The sequence below is a fragment of the Streptomyces klenkii genome, assembly GCF_003626645.1.
Lineage (GTDB): Bacteria > Actinomycetota > Actinomycetes > Streptomycetales > Streptomycetaceae > Streptomyces > Streptomyces klenkii.
The window spans coordinates 258,272-274,994 of record NZ_RBAM01000007.1 but is presented as its reverse complement, the minus strand read 5'-3'; the positions used below and the strand labels follow the sequence as shown (position 1 = coordinate 274,994).

The 16,723-nt window shown below is 73.6% G+C and carries 14 protein-coding genes; 9 read left to right on the top strand and 5 right to left on the bottom strand.

Going from position 1 to position 16,723, the window contains the following annotated elements:
- Positions 1-37 precede the first annotated feature (37 nt).
- A complete protein-coding gene (locus D7231_RS18885) occupies positions 38-1,783 on the bottom strand; it encodes an AMP-binding protein (RefSeq protein ID WP_120756632.1) in 1,746 nt (581 codons plus the stop codon).
- 162 nt (positions 1,784-1,945) lie between these two features.
- Here D7231_RS18885 and D7231_RS18880 point away from each other — a divergent pair, with 162 nt between their 5' ends.
- The 3 genes from D7231_RS18880 to D7231_RS18870 are packed head-to-tail and all read left to right on the top strand — an operon-like array spanning position 1,946 to position 4,405.
- Positions 1,946-3,142 carry a lipid-transfer protein gene (locus D7231_RS18880; RefSeq protein WP_120756631.1) on the top strand — a complete coding sequence of 399 codons (1,197 nt, stop codon included), beginning with the start codon at positions 1,946-1,948 and terminating at the stop codon, positions 3,140-3,142.
- Between the two features lie 4 nt (positions 3,143-3,146).
- A complete protein-coding gene (locus D7231_RS18875) occupies positions 3,147-3,614 on the top strand; it encodes a Zn-ribbon domain-containing OB-fold protein (protein ID WP_120756630.1) in 468 nt (155 codons plus the stop codon).
- A complete protein-coding gene (locus D7231_RS18870) occupies positions 3,611-4,405 on the top strand; it encodes an enoyl-CoA hydratase/isomerase family protein (RefSeq protein ID WP_120756629.1) in 795 nt (264 codons plus the stop codon). The genes D7231_RS18875 and D7231_RS18870 overlap by 4 nt, the downstream gene beginning before the upstream one ends.
- 65 nt (positions 4,406-4,470) lie before the next feature.
- On the opposite strand, the gene afsK is transcribed toward D7231_RS18870, so the two are convergent.
- The gene (afsK, locus tag D7231_RS18865; RefSeq protein ID WP_194960009.1) at positions 4,471-7,002 is read right to left on the bottom strand and encodes a protein serine/threonine kinase AfsK; all 2,532 of its coding nucleotides are present in this window, start codon (positions 7,000-7,002) and stop codon (positions 4,471-4,473) included.
- 490 nt (positions 7,003-7,492) lie between these two features.
- Between afsK and D7231_RS18860 the strand changes: the two genes are divergently transcribed.
- Positions 7,493-8,140, top strand: coding sequence for a TetR family transcriptional regulator (locus tag D7231_RS18860; RefSeq protein WP_120756627.1), 648 nt, complete (start codon positions 7,493-7,495; stop codon positions 8,138-8,140).
- Between the two features lie 173 nt (positions 8,141-8,313).
- Here D7231_RS18860 and D7231_RS18855 read toward each other — a convergent pair whose 3' ends face one another.
- Positions 8,314-8,781 (bottom strand): nitroreductase family deazaflavin-dependent oxidoreductase, encoded by a 468-nt coding sequence (locus D7231_RS18855; RefSeq protein ID WP_120756817.1) that lies wholly within the window; start codon positions 8,779-8,781, stop codon positions 8,314-8,316.
- Positions 8,782-8,810: 29 nt separating this feature from the next.
- A complete protein-coding gene (locus D7231_RS18850) occupies positions 8,811-10,076 on the bottom strand; it encodes an acyl-CoA dehydrogenase family protein (protein WP_120756626.1) in 1,266 nt (421 codons plus the stop codon).
- 88 nt (positions 10,077-10,164) lie between these two features.
- Between D7231_RS18850 and D7231_RS18845 the strand changes: the two genes are divergently transcribed.
- Both D7231_RS18845 and D7231_RS18840 read left to right on the top strand, forming a co-directional pair.
- Positions 10,165-11,343 carry a thiolase C-terminal domain-containing protein gene (locus tag D7231_RS18845; RefSeq protein WP_120756625.1) on the top strand — a complete coding sequence of 393 codons (1,179 nt, stop codon included), beginning with the start codon at positions 10,165-10,167 and terminating at the stop codon, positions 11,341-11,343.
- Between the two features lie 34 nt (positions 11,344-11,377).
- Positions 11,378-12,082, top strand: coding sequence for a pyridoxine/pyridoxamine 5'-phosphate oxidase (locus D7231_RS18840; protein ID WP_422396738.1), 705 nt, complete (start codon positions 11,378-11,380; stop codon positions 12,080-12,082).
- On the opposite strand, the gene D7231_RS18835 is transcribed toward D7231_RS18840, so the two are convergent.
- Positions 12,025-12,549, bottom strand: a complete 525-nt coding sequence (locus D7231_RS18835; RefSeq protein ID WP_120756624.1) for a Zn-ribbon domain-containing OB-fold protein — start codon at positions 12,547-12,549, stop codon at positions 12,025-12,027. The two genes, D7231_RS18840 and D7231_RS18835, sit on opposite strands and share 58 nt — an antisense overlap.
- Positions 12,550-12,708: 159 nt before the next feature.
- On the opposite strand from D7231_RS18835, the gene D7231_RS18830 reads away from it, so the two are divergent.
- The 3 genes from D7231_RS18830 (at position 12,709) to D7231_RS18820 (ending at position 16,702) form a co-directional block, all read left to right on the top strand.
- Positions 12,709-14,934: an acetate--CoA ligase family protein gene (locus D7231_RS18830; RefSeq protein WP_120756623.1), complete on the top strand. Its 2,226-nt coding sequence runs from the start codon at positions 12,709-12,711 to the stop codon at positions 14,932-14,934.
- 37 nt (positions 14,935-14,971) lie between these two features.
- The gene (locus tag D7231_RS18825; protein ID WP_120756622.1) at positions 14,972-15,862 is read left to right on the top strand and encodes an enoyl-CoA hydratase/isomerase family protein; all 891 of its coding nucleotides are present in this window, start codon (positions 14,972-14,974) and stop codon (positions 15,860-15,862) included.
- A 147-nt stretch (positions 15,863-16,009) separates the two neighbouring features.
- Positions 16,010-16,702 (top strand): flavin reductase family protein, encoded by a 693-nt coding sequence (locus tag D7231_RS18820; protein ID WP_228774228.1) that lies wholly within the window; start codon positions 16,010-16,012, stop codon positions 16,700-16,702.
- Positions 16,703-16,723: the final 21 nt, after the last annotated feature.

The following is a 16,723-nucleotide window of genomic DNA, read 5'->3' as shown; positions in this document are numbered from 1 at the left end:
CCTCTCATTGCCCCCTCATGCGCCTCCTACACGTCCCTCATTCGCCTTCATCGGCCTCGTCTTCGCTGGCTCCGGCTTCATTTGCTTCGGCTTCATCGCCCATGAGGCCCTTTGTTTCGCCGGGCGCCCGCAATTCGCCCTTGATGACCTTGCCGGAAGCGTTCCGCGGGAGGCCGGGAACGAACTCCACCTCACGCGGCACCTTGTACGCGGCCATCTCGCGCCGCGCCCAGGCGATCAGCTCCTCCGCTGACGGGGCGGGACCACCGTCCCTGCGGACCACATAGGCCCTGCCGACCTCGCCCAGCCGCCGGTCCGGCACGCCCACGACGGCGGCCTCGGCTACGCCCGGATGCCGGGCCAGCAGCCGCTCCACCTCCGCCGGATACACGTTGAAGCCCCCGGCCACGAACATGTCCTTGATCCGGCCGGTGATCCGCAGATTGCCTTCACCGTCCAGCACGCCGACGTCGCCGGTGTGCAGCCAGCCGTCCGCATCGATCGCCTCCGCCGTGGCCCGCGGATCCTCGAAGTAGCCGGACATGACCTGGTAGCCGCGCACCAGGATCTCCCCCGGCCGGCCCGGCGGCAGCGCCTTCCCGTCGGCCCCGGCCACCTTGACCTCGGTGTCCGGCAGGGCCCGGCCCGCGGTGCCCGCGACGACCTCGGCGGAGTCGTGGCGCCGGCACATGGTGACGACACCGGTGGCCTCGCTCATCCCGTACGCCGTCAGCACCGTGGGAACGCCGGCCTCCGCCCGCAGCCGCTCGACCAGCCCCGGATCCACTGCCGCCGCCCCTGTCACCACCAGCCGCAGTGACGACAGCGCGCACACCGACCGGGCCGGGTGGTCGAGCAGCGCCTGGTGCAGGGTGGGCGGGCCGGGCAGCACGGTGATGCGCTCCGCCGCGATTCCGGCCAGCACCGTGTCCACCGCGAAGACCGCCTGCGGCACCATCACCGCACCGCGCATGAGGCAGGCGAGCACCCCGGCCTTGTAGCCGAAGGTGTGCGAGAACGGGTTGACGATCAGATAGCGGTCTCCTCTCCGCAGCCCCGCGAGGTCGCACCAGGCACCGAAGGTGCGCAGGGTCTGAGCGTGGGTGACGACCACGCCCTTGGGCTCGCCCGTGGTACCGGAGGTGAAGATGATGTCCGAGGGCGCGTCGGGGCTGACGGCGTTCGCCCGGGCCCGTACGGCCCAGGCCGGCACCGCGTCCGCCGCGGCGTTGAACTCCTTCCACGTCCGGAAACCAGGGCCCGCCAGTGCGTCCTCGGCCAGCACGACGACCTGCTCCAGGTGCGGAAGCCCGGGCAGGGGCGTCTCCCTCTCCTCCTCCGCCCCCGCACGGCTCCGCCGGCGGTCACGGCCGCGGTCGTAGGCCGTACGGGCACCACCGGCCACCCGCCGCAGCGCGGCGACGTAGGACGTGCCCAGGAAGGTGCCGGTGACAAAGAGCAGCTTCGCCCGGGTGCGCCCGAGCACGTGGGCGGCCTCGGCACCCTTGAGCCTGGTGTTGACCGGGACGAGGACCGCGCCGGCCGTGACGGCTCCCAGGGCGGAGACGATCCAGTCGAGCGTATTCGGCGCCCATACGGCCACGCGGTCGCCTGCCTGGACGCCCGCCGCGAGGCACCCGGCGGCGGCCCGCTCGATCCGGGCGGCGAGCTGCTCGTAGCCGATCCTGGTCCGGCCCTCGACCACGGCCTCGCGGTCGCCGTAACGCGCGGCGGCGGTGCGGACCAGCCGGGGTATGGACATGAACTCCAGGTCTCCGCGCATCGCGTGCCCTCCCCGCCGCCCCGGCCGGCCCACTGCTGACTGTTCGTCAGATTAGCGATACCCTTCCGCGCTGTCAGCAGGGGAAGCAGCGGCAGCAAGGGCAGTAGCAACGGTGAGGGAAACAGCGCCGACAGCAGCGCCGGAACCAGTGCGGAGGCGACGATGGCCACGAGAAGCACGACACCTGCACCTCCCCCGGCCCGCAGGGGCTCACCGGCGCTCAAGGACGCCACCGCGATCGTCGGCATAGGTCAGACCCCCTTCGCCCGCCGGCTCGAAGCCTCGGAGAAGACCCTGGCCTGCCGCGCGATCCTCGCCGCGCTCGACGACGCGGGCATCCCCCCTTCCCAGGTCGACGCCTTCGCCTCGTACACCATGGAGGAGACCGACGAGGTCGAGATCGCCAAGTCCATCGGCGCGGGCGACGTGACCTTCTTCGCCCGGACCGGCTTCGGCGGCGGCGCCTCCTGCGCGACCGTCGCCCACCTCGCCGCGGCGATCGCCACCGGCCAGGCGTCCGTCGGCGTCGCCTGGCGCTCCCGCAAGCGCGGCTCCGGCCCCCGCCCCTGGCGCAACACCCGGACGCAGCTGCCCACCCCCGCACAGTGGACCCGCCCGTACGGGCTGATCCGCCCGGCCGACGAGATCGCCATGCTCGCCCGCCGCTACATGCACGAGTACGGCGCCACCCGTGACCACTTCTTCAACGTCGCCCGCGCCTGCCGCAACCACGCCGCCCGGAACCCGGCCGCCGTCATGCACGGGCGCCCGCTCACCCGCGAGACCTACATGACCTCGCGCTGGATCAGCGAACCGCTCTGCCTCTACGACAACTGCCTGGAGACGGACGGCGCCCTGGCCTGCGTCGTCGTCTCCGCCGACCGGGCCCGCGACTGCCGCCGCTCCCCCGTCTACGTGCACTCCGCCGCGCAGGGCCTGCCCGCCCAGCACCACGGCATGGTCAACTACTGGAACGACGACCCGCTCACCAGCCCCTCCTGGACCGCCGCCCGGCAGCTGTGGAAGACGGCCGACTTCGGCCCCGCCGACATCGACGTCGCCCAGATCTACGACGCCTTCACCCCCCTCATCCCGCTCTCCCTGGAGGGCTACGGCTTCTGCGGGCGCGGCGAGGGCGCAGCCTTCACCGAGGACGGCGCCCTCGAACTCGGCGGCCGGCTCCCGCTGAACACCGGCGGCGGCGGGCTCAGCGAAGCCTACGTGCACGGCTTCAACCTCATCACCGAAGGCGTCCGGCAACTGCGCGGCACCTCCACGGCGCAGGTGCCGGGCGCCGCGACCTGCCTGGTCACGGCGGGCGAGGGCGTCCCCACATCGGCTCTGCTGCTGAGGAGTTGAGCTCATGTCCTCCATGATGAGGGGCACCACTGACAACGGCCTGCTGCTGCCCGAGCCCGATGAAGACGGCGCGCCCTTCTGGGAGTTCGCGGCGCGCGGCGAACTCCGCGTCCAGGCCTGCGGCCTCTGCCGTGAGCTGCGGTTCCCGCCGCGCCCGTGCTGCCCGCGCTGCCAGTCCTTCGACAGCGACTGGCGGCGGATGAGCGGCCGCGGCCGCATCTGGTCGTACGTCCTGCCCCACCCGCCGCTCCTGCCCGCCTACGCCGCGCGGGCCCCGTACAACGTCGTGGTCGTGGAGCTGGCCGAAGCCCCGCGCATCCGCCTCATCGGCAACCTCGTGGCGGCGCCGGAAGCGGACATCAACTCCGTGGACCCCGAGCAGCTCTACATCGGCGCCCCCGTGCGCGTCACCTTCGCCCGGCTCCCCGGCGGCTTCACCGTGCCGCGCTGGCTGCTGGAGGTGACGCCATGAGCGGCAACAGCAGCGGCAGCAGCCCGGGCGTACGTGCGGAAGTGCACGCCGACGGCGTCGCCCTCGTCACCCTCGACCGGCCCGAGCGGCACAACGCCCTCGACCTGGCAGCCGCCTCCGAACTCACTTCCATATGGCGCCGGTTCCGCTTCGACGACACCGTCCGGGCCGTCGTGCTGACCGGCGCCGGCGACCGGGCCTTCTGCACCGGCATCGACCGCTCCGCCACCGTCCCCCAGCCGGCCTCGCCCTACTCGCTGGACGACCCCTTGCGCGCCGTCGGCCCCAAGTCGGCCGACCTGTGGAAGCCGGTCGTCGCGGCGGTCGGCGGAATGGCGTGCGGCGGGGCGTTCTACCTGCTCGGCGAGGCGGAGTTCATCGTGGCCGCCGAGGACGCCTCCTTCTTCGACCCGCACACGACGTACGGCATGGTCAGTGCCTACGAGACGATCCATATGGCGCAGCGCATGCCCTTCGGCGAGGCCGCCCGCCTGGCCCTGATGGGCACCGCCGAGCGGCTCTCCGCGCGGCGCGCATACGAGATCGGCCTCGTCTCCGAGCTGACGGCACCCGGCGAGGCCGTCGCCGCGGCCCTGCGCGCCGCCGCCGTCATCGCGGCCTGCCCGACAGAGGCCGTCCAGGGCACGGTGCGGGCACTGTGGGCGGCCAAGGAGGCGACGCGGGAACGAGCCCTCTCCCTCGCGCCGCACCTGATCTCCCTGGGCAACCTGCCCCCGGAGGAGCAGGCGCGGCTGTTCGCCTCACGGCAGCGAGGGCACCGGCTGCGCTGAAGCGAGGGCACCAACTGCGCTGAGCGGCGCCGGCAGCAGCGGGCGCCCCGCCGCGAGGCGCGCTGTCAGCGCCGCGAGGACGCCATCCCGGTGCCCTTGGCCGCGTCCAGTGCGTACACGCAGCGGTCCTTGCTGCACGCGTACACCACGCCGCCCGCCGCCACCGGCGAGCCGGTGATCTCCCCGCCCGTGGCGAGCTTCCACCGCAGCTGGCCGCCCGCGGCGTCCACCGTGTACAGACAGTGGTCGGCGGAGCCGAAGTGGATGCGGCCGTCGGCGATGACCGGGGAGCCCACGACGTCGCCGCCGGCCGCGAAGCGCCACTTCGGCGTGCCGGTGACCGCGTCGAGCGTGTAGAGCGCCCCGCCGCTGCCCAGGTGGACGGAGCCGGCCGCCACCAGCACCGGTTCCGTGGACTGCCGGGCCTCGGTGGCGATGCGCCAGCGATCGCGGCCGGTGGCGGCGTCCAGGGCGTAGACGGTGCCCAGGTAGTCGGCGATGTAGACGCCGCCTCCGGTGACGGCGGGGCCGGGGGCGAAGGCCGGCGGGCTGAGGAACACGGCGGGCGCCTCGAAGCGCCAGCGCACATCACCGCGCGCCACGTCGATGGCCAGCACGCGCGTGCCCGCGGCGACGTAGACGACGCCGTCGGGGCCTGCCAGGAGCCGTACGGGAACGCCGCCGCACGAGGCGGTGTCGCCCACCGGGTACGACCAGCGCTCGGCGCCGGTACGGGCCTCCAGGGCCCGCAGCCGGGCGTCGGCCCAGACGTAGACCACGCCGTCGTGGACGACCGGCCCGCAGTCCGGCGTCTCGAAGTCGGTCTGGGCGCCGCCCATCTCCCACAGCAGCTCGCCGTTGGCGGCCTCCCAGGCCTGGACGCCGCCGCCGCGGGTGCCCGTGACGACCGTGCCGCGCTCGGCCCGCAGGGAGTAGACCCAGCCGTCGGTGGCGAGGCGCCAGCGCTCGGCGCCGTCGGCCGCGTCCAGGGCGTAGAGCGTGGGGCCGTCGGAGGCGTGGATGCGCCCGTCGGTGACGGCCATCGCCCAGGCCACGTCACGGGTCTTGAACTGGCGCCGCCCGGTGGCCACGTCGAGGGCGTGCACCTCGAACGACGTGACGTAGAGCAGCTCGCCGGCGACGGTGGGCGTACCCCAGACGTCGTTGGACATGCGGAAGCGCCAGGGCCGCCAACGCCCCTGGTCGCCGGGTGCGTTGGTGGCCGCGTCGGCCGCGGGCCCTGTCGCCTGGGCGGGCACGGAGGGGGCGGGCGCGGTGCCGGGCACGCCGGCGGGCGGGCGCACCCAGCCCGTCGCCGGACCGGTGCCCGCCTGGGAGTGGGCATCGCGGCCGTCGGCGACGCGGGGGCCCGGGCCGATGGGGACCTGCGAGCCCGCGAGCCGCACGGACCCGTCGTGCGCGGGCGGCGCCGGATAGCGGGCCGGCGGTGCGTGCGGAGCCGTGGCGGCTCCGGCCCGGGAGTCGAGCGGGGCGCTCAGGCCGCCGCGCGGGTCGTGGCCGGCGGGCATCGGGGAGCGGCCGGTGCCGCGCCCGTCGCCCCAGGCGGGGCCGCTGTGGGCACCGGGGCCCGACGGGTCGTAGGAAGGCGCGGAGGCCGGCGGCTGCGCGGGGGGCGGAGGGGCGGAGGCCCGGCCGCGGCCGCCCGCCCTGCCGGTGGCCGCGGCCGCCGCGGGCCGCTGGCCGGCGCGGCGCTGCTCGATGAGCGAGACGGCGTTGTCGGGCAGCCAGGCGGAGGCCGTGCCGCTGTCGTCGCCCCCGCCGGAGGCGAAGAGGTGCGGGGCCAGCTCGGCCTGGAGGTCGGCGGGGCTGGGCCGGTGCTCGGCGGCCATCTGCATGCACGAGTCGATCAGGGGCCGCAGCTCGTCGGGCAGGCCGCTGAGGTCGGGGCCCTCGCGGAGCAGCATGAAGACCGTCTCCACGGGGTTCGCGCCGTGGAAGGGGGCGTGGCCGGTGGCCGCGAAGACGAGGGTGGAGCCGAGGGAGAAGATGTCGCTGGAGCCGGTGACGCTGCGGGAGTCCCGCGCCTGCTCGGGCGACATGTAGGCGGGCGTGCCGACGGCGACGTTGGTCATCGTCAGGCGGGTGTTGGAGACGCCGGAGGCGATGCCGAAGTCGATGACGCGCGGGCCGTCCTCGACGACCAGCACGTTGGACGGCTTGAGGTCGCGGTGGACCAGGCCGGCGCCGTGGATGGACTGCAGCGCCTCGGCGATGCCGGCCGCGAGCCAGCGCACGGCCTGGGCGGGCAGGGGCCCGCACTCGTTGACGATCTCCTCGAGGGAGGGCGCGGGCACGTACGCGGTGGCGAGCCACGGCACGGCGGCGCGCGGGTCGGCGTCGACGACGGCCGCGGTGTAGAAGCCGCTGACCGCGCGGGCCGCCTCCACCTCGCGGGTGAAGCGGACCCGGAAGAGCTGGTCCTCGGCGAGCTCCGTGCGCACCGTCTTGATCGCCACCCGCCGGCCGGACGCCGAGCGGGCGAGATAGACCAGCCCCATGCCACCGGCACCGAGTCGGCCGAGCACCTCGAACGGGCCGATCCGTCTCGGGTCGTGCTGCGTAAGCTGCTCCACCACTGACCTGCCACCTCCCCGTCGGGGCTTGAAGGGTTTCAGCCCCGTGCAGCGTCTCACCGCGAATTATCCCGGGGTACGCATGCTGATTCTTCCTGGCGAACGACGCGGTGGCGAAACCGGGTCGCGCTTCACCTTCTCTCCACCACATGCGGAACGACTCGTCCCGCGCCTCCTGACCCCGCTTCCCGTACGCGACCCGCCGCCGCCCCCGGGAGCTTCCGCCATGCCCCGCGGGGTGTGTTCACGCATGCCACCGTAGCGGGCGAAGGGGGTGTTCCGGCGGACCTGTGGACAACCGTGCGAAGGGTCTCCGACGGGCGTTGTCCACAGCCTGTTGATAAGACGATTCACCGGTACGGGCCAATCCCCGGCGATCTTTCCACGGTCCCCCGTATACCGCCTGAGCTGGCCTTACACCCCACTCCGGACCCCTGCCCCCATTTGCATGCGGCCGAATCGCGCTCCGATCACCCCTCGGTAAGCTGACGGCATGACAGGACAAGTACGCACCGTCGACGGCCGCGTGGCCGGTCGGCGCGGCCAGGCGACGCGGCAGAAGCTGCTCGACTGCCTCAGCGAAATGCTCAGCTCCTCTCCCTACCGCGACGTCAAGGTCATCGACGTCGCCCGCAAGGCCGGCACCTCGCCCGCGACCTTCTACCAGTACTTCCCGGACGTCGAGGGCGCGGTCCTCGAGATCGCCGAGGAGATGGCGAAGGAGGGCGCGAGCCTGACCGAGCTCGTCGCCGGGCGGTCCTGGGTCGGCAAGTCCGGCTGGCAGGCGGCCGAAGAGCTCGTGGACGGCTTCCTCGGGTTCTGGCGCAAGCACGACGCCATCCTCCGGGTGGTCGACCTCGGGGCGGCCGAGGGCGACAAGCGGTTCTACAAGATCCGCATGAAGATCCTCAACGCCGTCACCAGCTCCCTCACGGACTCCGTCAAGGAGCTCCAGACCAAGGGCAAGCTGGACAAGGACGTGAACCCCGCGGCGATCGCCGGTTCGCTCGTCGCCATGCTCGCCGCGGTGGCCTCGCACCAGAAGGGCTTCCAGAGCTGGGGCGTCAAGCAGGCCGAGCTCAAGCCGAACCTCGCCCTCCTGGTCCACCTGGGCATCACGGGCAAGAAGCCGACGAAGTAGCAGCCGGCAAGCCAGAAGCCGGCCGGGCAGCGCTCCGGCACGCTCCAGAGCACTCCGGCACCTCGTACGTCTGCGCGTCCGTACCCCTGCACGTCCTGTCATCGCAGCGGCGGGCCCCCACCGGCCGGCCCGGAGGGGGCCCGCCGCCGTGATTCTCACCCGCTTCCGGCCCGCTACCTCCGCTCCAGCCGGAACAGCCGGATCTCCCGTTCCACGCGCGCCTGGTAGCGCGCGTACGGCGGCCAGAACTTCACCACGTCCGCCCACGCGGCCTCCCGCTCGGCGCCGCGCAGCAGCCGCGCCCGCACCGGCACGTCACGCCCCTTCCAGCTGATCTCCGCCTCGGGGTGCGCCTTCAGGTTCGCCGTCCATGCGGGGTGACCCGGGCGCCCGAAATTGCTCCCGATGAGTACCCATGCGGCCGGAGGCGCCGGCCTCGGGCCCTCCGGCATGCAGGCGAGCGGCGTGTGCCGCGGCAGCCCGGTACGGGCACCCGTCGACGTGAGCACCAGGCTGGGCAGCAGGCGGGCGCTGAGCAGCTTCCTGCCGCCCGTCAGCCGGTGCACCGCACGGTCCAGGGCCGGGATGCAGTGCGGTGCGATCCTCGCGAACGTACGGGTCGACGAGACCCGCTGCACCATGCGCTCCACGCGCTCCGCCGCGGCGCCCTTCACGGGGTCACCGCTTCCCGGCCGGTCCGCCCGGCAAACAGCCCGGCGAGCTCCGCGGCCCGGGCGCGCAGCCGCTCCGGTGGTCCGAAGAGCAGGCCGTCGGAAGCAGCCCGTTTGAAGTACAGCTGGATGTCGTGCTCCCACGTCACCCCGATCCCTCCGTGCAACTGGACGGCCTCCGCGGCCACGGACCCCAGCGTCTCCAGGGCCTGCGCGAGAGCAACTCCTGCGTCTGCCGCGGCTCCCCCGGCCCCGTAGGGGCCTTCTGAGGCGCTTGAGCCGTCCTCCGCTGCGGCGGACACCTCCCCCGCCGCCCAGGCCGCGTAGTAGGCGGCGGAGCGCGCGGCCTGCACGGACACGTACAGGTCGGCCAGGCGGTGCTTGACGGCCTGGAAGGAGCCGATCGGCCGCCCGAACTGCTCACGCGTCCGCACGTGTTCGACCGTCCGCTCCAGCGCCCGGTCCGCCGCGCCGACGGCCTCCGCGGCCAGCATCGCCGCGACGCTCGCGCCCAGCCGGGCCAGCGCCTCCGGAACCCCGCCGTCCGCGCTGCCGAGGAGGTCGGCCTCCGCGTCCCGCAGCTCGATGCGGGCCTGCGGCCGCGTCTCGTCCAGGGCGGTCAGACGCGTACGGCGCACCCCACGGACCACACCGGGCCGCAGGACGAACAGCAGCGTGCGGCCGCTGACGTACCCGCCCGCCCGCGCAGCGACCAGCAGCAGCCCCGCGGTGTGCCCGTCGAGGACCTGCGCCGCCTCCCCGTACAGCCGCCAGCCCTGCCCCTCCCCCGCCTGCCGCGCCTGTACGCCGCCGGTCCTGCCGCCTCCGGCCCACGCGCCGCCCGGAGGTCCTGTGAGGCCGAGCGCGGCGGTGAGCGAGGCACAGGGCAGCGCGAGGGCCCCTGTGAGCTCTCCGGAGGCGATACGGGGCAGCAGCTCCGTCCGCTGCGCGCGCGTGCCCAGCGCGGCGACCAGGGGGGCCACGAGGCCCGCCGTGGCGAGCAGCGGGGACGGCAGCAGCACCCGGCCCGTCTCTTCGCAGGCCAGGGCGAGCTCCGTGGGGCCGCAGCCCACGCCTCCGTAGTGCCGCTCGACGGCCAGCCCGGGCAGCCCCAGCTGTTCGGCCAGCTGCCGCCACAGCGCCTCGTCGTGGCCGGCGCGGGTGCGGACGGCGGCCCGGAGCTCCTCGGGCCCGCAGCGCTTGAGCAGCAGCTCGCGCAGGGTGCGCCGGACCTCGCCCTGCTCCTCGGTGAATGCGGCGTCCATGGGCAACACCCTCCCCGGATCTGACGGGCCGTCATGGTATGTGCGGCAACCCGACTTTCCCAGCCCCTATCTGATGTAGCGTCAGTTCATGACTGCTGTCCGCCGCACACGCAGGGTCGCCGTCTTCGGCGTCGCACTCTCGGACTGCGGGCGGGTCGACTCCGCCACGCCCTACGACCTGCACGCGCAGGCGGCCCGGCGCGCCCTCGCGGACTCCGGGCTCGCCAAGGCCTCCATCGACGGCCTGGCCTCGGCCGGGCTGGGCACCCTGGCCCCCATGGAGATCGCCGACCACCTGGGGCTGCGCCCCGCATGGGCCGACTCGACCTCGGTCGGCGGCGCAACCTGGGAGGTCATGGCGGCCCACGCCGCCGACGCCATCGCCGCAGGCCACGCGAACGCCGTCCTCCTGGTCTACGGCTCCACCGCCCGGGCCGACCTCAAGGCCGGCCGCCGCACCGCGGGCCTCTCCTACGGCACGCGCGGCCCGCTGCAATTCGAGGCGCCGTACGGGCACACGCTCATCGCCAAGTACGCCATGGCCGCACGCCGCCACATGCACGAGTACGGCACCACCCTCCAACAGTTAGCCGACATCGCCGTTCAAACCCGCGCCAACGCATTGCACAATCCGCACGCCATGTACCGCGACCCGATCACCGTCGACGACGTCCTGGACGGCCCGTTGATCGCCGACCCGTTCACCAAGCTCCAGTGCTGCATCCGGTCCGACGGCGGGTGCGCCGTCCTGCTCGCGGGCGAGGACTACGCCGCGGACGCCGCCCGCCCGCCGGTGTGGGTGCTGGGTGCCGGCACGGCCGTGTCCCACACGGCGATGTCGGAGTGGGAGGACTTCACCGTCTCCCCCGCCGCCCGCTCCGGCCGTGCGGCCTTCGAGCGCGCGGGGATCACCCCCGCAGAGGTGGACGTGGCCGAGCTGTACGACGCGTTCACCTATATGACGCTGGTGACCCTGGAAGACCTCGGCTTCTGCGCCAAGGGCGAGGGCGGCGCCTTCGTGGAAGACGGCCGGCTGACCGTCGGCGGCGAGCTGCCGGTCAACACCGACGGCGGCGGCCTCTCCGCCTGCCACCCCGGGATGCGGGGCCTGTTCCTCCTCGTCGAGGCCGTACGGCAGCTGCGCGGCGAGGCCGAGGCGGGCCGCCAGGTCCGCAGGCGGGACGGGGAGCTCCCGAGGATCGCCGTCGCCTCGGGCACGGGCGGCTGGTTCTGCTCCGCGGGGACGCTCGTCCTGGCGCGCGACTGAGCGCGCCCGGCGCCCAGACCCCGCACCCGGTTGGATGGCCCCCATGAGCAACGCAGACGCACCGGGCGACACCCGTCAGCAGGACTTCCGCACCCTCTTGCGCTCCCTCCCCGTGTGGGACACAGAGCTGCCGCACTTCGACCCGGCCACCGCCCCCGCCGACCCCCTGCACCTCTTCCAGCAGTGGCTCTCCGAAGCGGCCGCCGCCGGCTCCCCGGAGCCGCACACGATGACGCTCGCCACCGCGGACGCGACCGGCCGCCCCTCCGTACGGACCCTGATGCTCCACGACGCCGACGAACGCGGCTGGCACTTCGCCACCCACCGCACGAGCCGCAAGGGCCGCGAACTGGCCGTGCGACCGGAGGCGGCGCTGGGCTTCTACTGGCCGGCGGTCGGCCGCCAGGTCCGCGTCCAGGGCGCGGTGACGGCCGCGGGTGCCGAGGAGAGCCGGGCGGACCTGGCCAAGCGCTCCACGGGCGCGCTGGCGGCAGCACTCGTGGGCAGGCAGAGCGAGGTGCTCTCCTCGTACGAAGAGCTGGAGCACGCCTCGGACGCGGCCTGGGAGCGGGCCCGCCGCGAGCCGGACGCTCCGGTCGGCACCTGGACTCTGTACGTCCTGGAGGCGCAGGAGGTCGAGTTCTTCCAGGGCGACGACCGGCGCCGGCACGTACGCCTGAACTACCGCCGCAGCCCGTCCGCGGAGAGCGGCTGGACGACCGAGCTGCTCTGGCCCTGAGCCGGTGCGGGGCAGGGCGTGAAGACCGGTACGGAAAGGGGTGGCGGCCCTGCCGGCAGCTCCCCGTCCAGCTTCCGGAAGCTCACGGCGAGCGGCATACCGATGCGCAGCTCGCCCTCCTCGCAGCCGACGATTTCGGTCATCATCCGCGGGCCTTCGGTGAGGTCCACCACGGCCGCCGTGTACGGCAGCCGCCCGCCGAAGGGCGGCAGGTCGTTCACATGGACCACTGACCAGGTGTAGAGCACAGCCCGGCCGCTCGCCGCCTCCCAGACGACGTCCTCGCTCCAGCAGCGCGGGCAGAACTCCCGGGGATAGTGGTGCGCCCGCCCGCAGCCGGCCGCGCGACACCGGCGTATGAGCAGCCTGCCCCGGCCCGCCGCTTCCCAGTAGGGGCGGGTGAAGGCGTCGGCTTCCGGAACGTCGAACCGCGGCGCGGTCGGCGCAGGCGGCCGATTCGCATGCACTGCCTCAACCCCCTTGCATTTCCGGGCCTCTTTACGGGAATCAGCCCTGCCCCGGCCCTCCGTTTGTTTGCCCGCAGCGCCATTCCTGACAGAACGTCAGATCTGTAGCCTGACTATACGTCAGCTTGTCGGCCATTGAGCAGGAGTGGACGAGACACGATGCTTGGATCGACTCACGGCACCCTCACCACCACCTCCCGTCCGGCCCGCGTGGTGGCCTGCGGCGAGCGTCCGGGCCCCGCCGTCCACGGCCGGGCCGACGGCGCCGAGGACGTCGACGTCAGCGGCAGGCCGCTGCGCTCGGACATCCCCGACCTGGACCGGCTCTTCCGCCCCGAGACCGTCGCGGTCGTCGGCGCCTCGGACGCCGAAGGCCGCCCCAACACCGGCATCACCCGGCAGCTCCTCGCCTGGTCCGAACGCGTCGGCGCACGCTTACACCCCGTGCACCCCACCCGTACCTCCGTCTTCGGCCTCCCCTGTCATCCCTCCGTCCGCGACCTGCCCGAACGCGTCGATCTCGCCGTCCTCCTCGTGGGCGACCCGCTCCCCGTACTGGAGGAGCTCGACGGCGCCAAGGCCGCCTTCGCCGTGGCCTTCGCCGGCGGATTCGCCGAGACCGGACCGGCGGGCGCCGCCGCCCAGGCCGACCTCGCCGCCGCCGCGCGCCGTTCGGGCGTCCGCCTCCTCGGCCCGAACACCAACCTCAACGCCTTCGAGCACTTCCGCGAGGACCTCGACGGCCCCGCCATCGCGCTGATCACCCAGTCAGGCCACCAGGGCCGCCCGGTCTTCGCCCTCCAGGAGCTCGGCATCCGGCTCTCCCACTGGGCGCCGACCGGCAACGAAGCCGACCTGGAGTGCGCGGACTTCATCTCCTACTTCGCCGCCCGGCCCGAGGTCGGGGCGATCGCCGCGTATATGGAAGGGCTCAAGGACGGACGCTCGTTCCTGCTCGCCGCGGACCGGGCCGCCCGGCACAAGGTGCCCGTCGTGGCCGTCAAGGTCGGCCGCACCGAGGCCGGCGCCCGCACCGCCGCCTCCCACACCGGCAAGCTGACCGGCGCGGACGACGTGGTGGACGCCGCCATGCGGCAGTTCGGCGTGATCCGCGTCGACAGCCTGGACGAGCTCCAGGACACCGCGGCCCTGCTCGCCCGCGCCCGGCCGCCCAAGGCCCCCGGCGTCGCCGTCTATTCGATCTCGGGCGGCACCGGCGCCCACTTCGCCGACCTGGCCACGGCCGCCGGCCTCCCGCTCCCGGGCCTTTCCGCCGCCAAGCAGGACGAGCTCCACCAGTGGATACCGGAGTACCTGAGCGTGGCCAACCCCGTCGACTGCGGCGGACACCCCGTCGGCGACGAGCGCGGGCGCAAGATCATCGACGCGCTGCTGGACGACCCCTCCGTAGGCGTCCTCATCTGCCCCGTACCCGGGCCCTTCCCACCCATGAGCGACCGGCTCGTCCGGGACCTCGTCGCGGCGGCGGAGCGGACGGACAAGCTGGTCTGCGTCGTCTGGGGCTCCCCGGTCGGCACCGAGGACGCCTATCGCACCACGCTGCTCGGCTCCTCGCGCGTGGCCACCTTCCGAACCTTCTCCAACTGCATCACCGCCGTACGCGCCTACCTCGCCCACCACCGCTTCACCGACGCCTACCGCTCCCCCTTCGACACCGCGCCGCGCACCCCGTCCCCCTCGGCCCGCAAAGCACAGGAGCTCATGCGCCCGGGCGAGCAGCTCAGCGAGCACGCGGCCAAGCAACTGCTGCGCGCGTACGGCATACGCGTGCCGCGCGAGCAGCTGGTGACCAGCGCGGCCGCCGCTGTCCGGGCCGCCGGGCTCGTGGGCTATCCCGTGGTGATGAAGGCGTCGGGGCCGCAGCTCGCGCACAAGACCGAACTGGGACTGATCAAGATCGGTCTGACCTCGGCCAGCCAGGTCCGCGACGCCTACCGCGAGCTCACCGACATCGCCCGCTACGAGGGGCTGCCGCTGGACGGCATCCTCGTCTGCCAGCTCGTGGGGCGCGGGGTGGAGATGGTCGTCGGCATCTCGCCCGACAGCCTGTTCGGCCCGACCGTGACCGTCGGCCTGGGCGGGGCGCTGGTGGAGGTCCTGCACGACACGGCCGTCGCCGTGCCGCCTTTCGGGGAGCACCACGCCCGCGCGATGCTCACAGAACTGCGCGGACGCGCCCTGCTCGACGGCGTCCGGGGGGCGCCCCCGGCCGACGTGGACGCGCTCGTGGAGACCGTCCTGCGCGTCCAGCGCATGTCCCTGGAGCTGGGCGGGGCACTTGCCGAGCTCGACATCAACCCTCTGGTGGTGCTGGAGCGCGGTCAGGGCGCCGTGGCCCTGGACGCGCTCGCCTTCTGCCACTGAACAGCGCGCGGCAGCGCGTAGAAGCAGGAGAACCCCCATGTCCCTCTCCCCCCGTGACAAACCGCGGGACAACCCGCTCGAGCACAGCGGTCCCGATGACTCAGTGATACTCCACACCACTGACAACGGGGTCTCGTGGATGACCCTCAACCGGCCCGAAGTCATGAACGCCATCGCCCCTGAGCAGCGGGAATGCCTGATTTCCGAGTTGCTCCGGGCCTCCGCCGACCCGGGTGTCAGAGCCGTCGTCATCACCGCCACGGGCGCCGCGTTCTGCGCCGGGGCCGACCTGCGCGCCACCCCATCAAGCGCAATGAACCCGGCCGTCCCGGGCGTATCGGCCGCCTCCGTCGCCTCGGGCCGGCTGCCCGGCGACGTGGCCCGTACGATCCGCCGGGGCGCGCAGCGGCTGATCGCCGCCGTGCTGGACTGCGAAAAACCCGTGATCGCCGCCGTGAACGGCACCGCCGCCGGCCTGGGCGCCCACCTCGCACTGGCCTGCGATCTCGTCCTCGCGGCCGAATCCGCCACGTTCGTCGAGGTGTTCGTCCGCCGCGGCCTGGTCCCCGACGGCGGTGGCGCGTACCTCCTGCCGCGGCTGGTGGGGCCGCAGCGGGCGAAGGAGTTGATGTTCTTCGGGGACGCCCTCACCGCCGCCGAGGCGGAGCGGATGGGCCTGGTCAACCGCGTCGTGGCGGGAGCGGGGCTGGCGGCGACGGCCAGGTCGTGGGCCGAGCGCCTGGCCACCGGCCCGACGCGGGCGCTCGCCCTCACCAAGCACCTGGTCAACACCTCGCTGGACAGCGACCGCACGGCGGCGTTCGCGGCGGAGGCCGCCGCCCAGGAGATCAACATGACGACGGAGGACGCGCAGGAGGGCGTCAAGAGCTTCCTCGAACACCGCAGCCCGGTCTACCGCGGACACTGACCCGCGCCCACCGCGGACGCTGCCCCACGTCCACCGCGCACACTGACTCGCCGAAGGGCCGTCACAGGAAAGGCCGCCGCAGGAATAACCGCCGCAGTGCCGTCACAAACCCTTCAAAGCTGACGCCCCATCAACTTCAATGGATCCATGATGGGACACGCAGGCATGGCCGCCCTCGCCGTCCGCTATCTGCGACCCGCCGGTCCACCGGCCCCCGGGGCGCGGCCGCCCGACCCCATGCCCCGCCCGGCACTGCGGGCGGTCCGTGCGGACGAGCAGCCCCCACCCCCGCCCGGGGAGCTGCGCCGCGTCCTCGGCCGGTTCGCCAGCGGCGTCACCGTGATCACCGCGCCCGGAGCCGGCGGCGAGCCTCCCGCCGGCTTCGCGTGCCAGTCCTTCGCCTCGCTCTCCCTCGACCCACCGCTCGTGGTCTTCATGGTGGGTCGTACGTCCACGACATGGCCGCGCATCGCCCGCGCCGGCGTCTTCTGCGTCAACGTCCTCGGCGCCGGACAGGGCGCGCTCTGCCGGGCCTTCGCGGCGAGCGGCGCGCAGTCCGCCGACAAGTTCGCGGGCGTGCGGCACAGCCCTGCGCCCGTGACGGGCTCACCCCTGCTCGCGGGCGTGCCCGCATGGGTCGACTGCGAGATCCACGCCGTGCACACCGGCGGGGACCATCTCATCGTCGTGGGGCGCGTCGAAGCCCTGGGTGCGGAGGATGACGGGGACAGGGAAGGGGATGAAGGCGCAGAGAGGGGTGAGGGGGGTGACGCGGATCAGGGCGGGCCGCTGATCTTCCACAGGAGCGCGTTCGGGACGTTCACCGCGTTCGACGCATGACGCGTGAGGCGTGAGGCGTGA